Raw genomic sequence first — 5022 nt, forward strand, 5'->3', positions numbered from 1 at the left:
GCCCTCCAGCGCCTGGATCGGCGTCGCGGGTCCGTCGGGCCTGCGGGCGGCGGCCCTGCAGGCGCTGGAAGGCGCGGCCGCCTGGGCCATGGCCGAGACCGACCTGCCCGATCGCCTGGCGGCGCAGGGCCTGCTGCCGGCCTTCGCGGGCGCGGCGGAGTTCGGCGCGCTGGTGGCCCGCGACCGCGCCCGATGGGCCGAGGTGGTGCGGCAGGCGGGCATCACCCTTGGCTGAACGCGGCGGCCTTCCAGCGCGGCGCGCGCGGTGCCACGCTGCGCGCGACCAACGGGAGGAACGAACCATGCCGCGCCTTCATCGCCGCGCCATCGTCGCCGCGGGCCTCGCGCTGCCGCGCATCCTGCACGCCCAGGGCGCATGGCACCCGACGCGCCCGGTCACCATCATCGTGCCCTTCCCGCCCGGCGGATCGACCGACGTGACCGCCCGCCTGGTGGCCGAGAAGATGGCCCCGCTGCTCGGCCAGAACGTGCTCATCGACAACAAGCCCGGCGCGCAGACCGTGATCGGCGCCGAGGCGGCCGCGCGCGCCGCGCCCGATGGCCACACGCTGCTGATGTCCTCGGGCACCACGCTCACGATCAACCCGCTGATCGGACGCAACCTGCCCTACAGGCCCGAGGATTTCGCCCCGGTCGTGCATGTCGCGACGCTGCCCTTCTGCATCGCGGTGAAGCCCGGCATCCCGGATACGATCGCGGGCTTCGTCGCGCATGTGAAGGCGAATCCCGGCCGCGTCACCTGGGGCCACAATGGTCGCGGGTCCTTCAACCACATCGCCGGCGCGCTGATCGCCGAACGCATCGGGCTCGACTGGCAGGATGTCGGCTATCGCGGCGACGCGCCGCAGCTCAACGACCTGCTGGCGGGCACGCTCGATTCCATCCTGGTCGGTGGTGCGACGGGCCTGGCCGCCGCGCGATCGGGCCGCGCGCGCATCATCGGCTGGACCGGCGAGGCGCGCCTGCCCAACCTGCCGGACCAGCCGACCTTCGCGGAATCCTATCCCGGCCTGGTCGCGGTCACCTGGTTCGGGCTGCTGGCGCCGGCGCGCACGCCGCCCGCCGCCATCGCGCGGCTCAACGCCGCGGGTGCGGCCGCCACCGCCGACGCCACGGTGCAGGAACGCCTGCTGAACGAGGGCATCCTCGCCGCCGGCGGCACGCCCGCAGAGTTCCAGGCGTTCCTGACGCGGGAGGCGGAACGCTGGGCGCCGCTGCTGCGCCGGCTGGACATCCAGCTGAACTGACTACGGACGGAGGTATCCCAGCACGACATCGATCACGTGCCGCTCGCGCGCCTCCAGCGCCGCCTCCGTGCCCAGGTCTTCGCCGAAGATCGTCGACAGCGTGTGCCGGTTCGCCACCCAGAAATGCCCGAGCCCGAGCATCGTCACATAGAGCTGCAGCGGATCCACGCCGCGGCGGAAGCGCCCCGCCTCCTCGCCGCGCTTGAGCACCGCGCGCAGGCTCTCGAGCAGCGGCGAGTACATCGCCGGCACCTCCGAACTCCGCTTGAGATACGCCGCGCGGTGGATGTTCTCCTGGTTGAGCAGCGCGACGAATTCCGGATGCGCCGCGGTGTAGCGCAGGTTGAAGCGCACCAGGCGCGCCATCGCCTCCTCCGGCGGCAGGTGCTCGACCGCGAGGGCGCGCTCCTCGGCGCGCTTGGCGGCATAGGCGTGCTCCAGCACGACCAGCCACAGCTCCTCCTTCGAGCCGAAATGCGCATAGAGCATCCGCTTGTTGGCACCGGACCGCGCCGCGATCTCGTCCACCCGCGCGCCCGCGAGGCCATGCGCGGCGAATTCCGCCAGCGCGGCGTCCAGGATGCGCTGGCGCGTCGCCACTGCGCGCGCCGAGAGCGGCCGCCGCGCCGAACCTTCCATCAGAAGCGCCCGTCCCGCACTTCGAACTTGGTGGCCTTGCCGAGCGAGCGTCCGCCCTGCGCCACCCAGTCCGCCACCCAGTCCAGCATCCGCGCCAGCGGCACGCGCGGGTAGCCGAACAGCGCGAAGGCGCGCGCCGCGTTGGACAGCAGCGCGTCGGGTGCCTCGGTCCCGCTGAACGTGACGTCCCGCCCCATGCGCCGCGCGAATGCCCCTGCGACATGCCGGACCGAGACCGTCTCCGGCCCCGTCACGTTCAGGATCGGGCAGGCCGGCGAGCATTGCGCCAGCGCGCGCAGCGTCCAGGCATTGGCGTCGCCCTGCCAGATCACGTTGGCATGGCCCATGGTGACCGGCACCGGCACGCCGTCGCGCACCTTCGTCGCGATGTCGGCCAGCACGCCGTAGCGCAGGTCGATCGCGTAGTTCAGCCGGATGCCGAAGCAGGGCGTCCCGCGCGTCGCGGCGGCATGCTGGAACACCCGCTCGCGCCCCAGGCAGGATGCCGCGTAGTCGCCGATCGGCGAGGGCGGCGTGTCCTCGTTGGCACCGCCCGAGCCCACGGGCACCAGCGGCAGCACGTTGCCGGTCGAGAAGAAGACAATGCGCGACGTGGCCCAGCGTTCGGCCACCATCGCCGGCAGCAGCACGTTCATCGCCCAGGTCAGGGCCTCGTTGCCCGTGCTGCCGAACTTGCGCGCCGCCATGAACACGACGTTCGGCGCATCGGGCAGCGCGGCCAGTGCCGCGCGGTCGGTCAGGTCGGCGGCCAGCGTCTCGATGCCCCAGGACTCCATCCGCGCGCGCAGCCCTTCCTCGGACCAGCGCGCCACTGCGATGACGCGTCGCGCGGGATCGGACCGCTTCGCCAGGCGGCACAACGTCGGGCCCATCTTGCCGGCCGCGCCCAGCACCAGGATGTCGCCCGGCACGGCCGCCAGGTCGGCCACCAACGCCGGATCGGGGCGCGAGAGCACCTCCTCCAGCATGTCCTCGTCGGTGATGGTCGCGGGCCAGTCCTGCACGGGCGTTCCTCCTGCCTGGCATCCTCGCGCCCGTCCCGCGGGCTGTCCATGCGGATGCCGGCGGGTCGTCCCAGCAGGAGCGGCGCGACCGCGGGGCCTTCGCCGCGTTACTGCGCCTGCGCCGTCGCCTCCGGCGCCGCGCGCGGCAGCAGCACGACCACCTCGGCTTCGTCGCGCATGCGCCCGGCGCGATCGCCGGCCTCGGGGCCCCAGCCCCAGAAGAAGTCGGTGCGCGCGGGGCCGCGGATGGCCCCGCCGGTGTCCTGCGCCACCACCAGCCGGCCGGCGGGCGGCGTGTCGCGCCGCGCCGCGGGGTCGCGCACCATCACCCACATCGGCGCGCCCAGCGGGATGAAGGCGCGGTCGACTGCCACGCTGCGCTGGGGCGTCAGCGGCACGCCCATGGCGCCGATCGGCCCCTGGTCGAGCGTCAGCCCCTCGACCCGGCGGAAGAACACGTAGGACGGGTTGCCCCGCAGCAATACGGTGGCGCGCTCATGCCCGGCGGCGGCCAGCCAGGCGCGGATCGCCTGCATCGACATCTGGTCGCGCGGGATCTCGTTGCGCTCGATCAGCAGCCGGCCGATCGCCACATAGCCGCGCCCATTGTGCCCGGCGAAGCCGACGCGCATCACCTCGCCATCCGGCATCACCACGCGGCCCGAACCCTGGATGTGCAGGAAGAAGGCGTCGGCCGGGTCGTCCACCCAGACCAGCTCGAGCCCGCGCCCGGACAGCGCGCCGGTGTCGATGGCGGCACGGTCGTAGAAGGGCTCCATCCGGCCATCCACCATCATGCCGTAGCGGCGGCGCAGCGGGTTGCCGTTGACCGGCTGCTCCACAAGTTCGGGCGGGCGACTGTAAAGCGGCGTGCGGAACGCCTCGTCCGGCTCGGTCGCGCCGCGCAGGATGGGCTCGTAGTAGCCGGTCATGATGCCGGTGCCGGCGGCGAAGGGCTCGAAATGCGCCTCGATGAACTGCCGCACGGCGAGGTGCCGTTCGGCCAGCCAGACGGCGACGCGGCGGTCATGGGCGCGCCCCGAGCCGGGGCGCGGCGGGCGAGGCAGGGCGCGTTCGAGCGCGCGGATCTCGAGGCATAGCCCCTGCCAGGCCGCCGCCGTGCCGGCCCGCAGCATGGCATCGCCCTGCCCACCCAGCACGAAGTCGGGCCGCATGGGGCGCAGCGCGGCGCAATTCGCCAGCAGCACGGGCAGGATGTCGTGATGCGTGTCGGAGGCCCAGCCAGGCAGGTCGTCGAAGGTGATGCGGCGCAGCAGCGGCGGGGCGGCCGGGGGGGCTTCCTCGGGCGGGCGCGCCTCGGGCTCCGGGGTCGGGCCGCCATGCTGGGCGCCGGCCGGCAGGCTCGCCAGCACGCCCATCAGCACGAAGGCGACAGCGCACACGCCGCGGCCGGACAGTCCCACCCTGGCCATGAATGCAATGCTACCCCAGCCCGGCCGGCGCCGCGACCCTCCCGGGGGCTATGGAGGGGTCGCGGACGCCCCGGCCCCGGGCTCAGGCGGGCCGGGTCCCCACCAGTTTCCAGGTGGGATCGGAGCCTGAAACATCGCGCTGGAAGGTCCAGAGGTCGATGATCTCGGTCACAGCCTCGGCCCCGGCGCTGATCGATCCGTCGCGCGCAATGGTCAGGTTCACCTGGTCCGAGACGATCCGCACGGTGATCTCGGCGATGGTGCCGCGCAGTTCCGCTGCCTCGATCGCCATGTCCTGGATCGAGCGCAGTTCGGTGCGCTGCGTCTCGCCGGCGGCCTCGCGCTGGGTGATCGCGCCCTCGAAGCCGGCATAGGCGTCGTCGGAGAGAAGGTTGCGCAGCGTCTCGCGGTCGCCGGCGGCGAAGGCCGTCACGATCATGCGGAAGGCGCCCTCGGCGCCGCCAAGGAAGGTGGAGGGATCGAAGCCGGCATCGATGGCGCGGATGCGCGTCAGCGCCTGGCCCACCGGGCTGCGCGGGTCGGGCAAGCCACGCCGCACGGCGGCCGCAGGGGGCATGGGAAGCACCTCGGCCTCGCGCCCCGCCGCGGGGGCGGGCACGCCGGGCGCGGCTTCGGGCGGGCGCTCGAAGCCCGTCC

The 5022-nt window shown here is 73.5% G+C and carries 5 protein-coding genes and 1 pseudogene; 2 read left to right on the forward strand and 4 right to left on the reverse strand.

Annotated elements, in window-relative coordinates; genetic code table 11:
- Together HW578_RS22660 and HW578_RS22665 are read left to right on the forward strand one after the other, a co-directional pair.
- Nucleotides 1-235, forward strand: a pseudogene (locus tag HW578_RS22660) (tripartite tricarboxylate transporter substrate binding protein); the annotation flags it as partial.
- A gap of 67 nt (nucleotides 236-302) precedes the next feature.
- Nucleotides 303-1268, forward strand: coding sequence for a Bug family tripartite tricarboxylate transporter substrate binding protein (locus tag HW578_RS22665; protein WP_198372982.1), 966 nt, complete (start codon nucleotides 303-305; stop codon nucleotides 1266-1268).
- On the opposite strand, the gene HW578_RS22670 is transcribed toward HW578_RS22665, so the two are convergent.
- The 4 genes from HW578_RS22670 to HW578_RS22685 all read right to left on the reverse strand — a co-directional run.
- Entirely contained in the window at nucleotides 1269-1907 is a 639-nt protein-coding gene (locus tag HW578_RS22670; RefSeq protein ID WP_198372983.1) for a TetR/AcrR family transcriptional regulator, read from the reverse strand.
- Nucleotides 1907-2932, reverse strand: a complete 1026-nt coding sequence (locus tag HW578_RS22675) for an NAD-dependent epimerase/dehydratase family protein (protein ID WP_369407956.1) — start codon at nucleotides 2930-2932, stop codon at nucleotides 1907-1909. The genes HW578_RS22670 and HW578_RS22675 overlap by 1 nt, the downstream gene beginning before the upstream one ends.
- A 107-nt stretch (nucleotides 2933-3039) precedes the next feature.
- Nucleotides 3040-4365 (reverse strand): murein transglycosylase A, encoded by a 1326-nt coding sequence (gene mltA / locus HW578_RS22680; RefSeq protein ID WP_198372984.1) that lies wholly within the window; start codon nucleotides 4363-4365, stop codon nucleotides 3040-3042.
- Between the two features lie 82 nt (nucleotides 4366-4447).
- Nucleotides 4448-5022: Tim44/TimA family putative adaptor protein (locus tag HW578_RS22685; RefSeq protein ID WP_198372985.1), on the reverse strand; the 575-nt coding region annotated here is incomplete at its 5' end.

Source organism: Roseomonas rosulenta, from assembly GCF_016106005.1.
Classification (GTDB): Bacteria; Pseudomonadota; Alphaproteobacteria; order Acetobacterales; family Acetobacteraceae; genus Neoroseomonas; species Neoroseomonas rosulenta.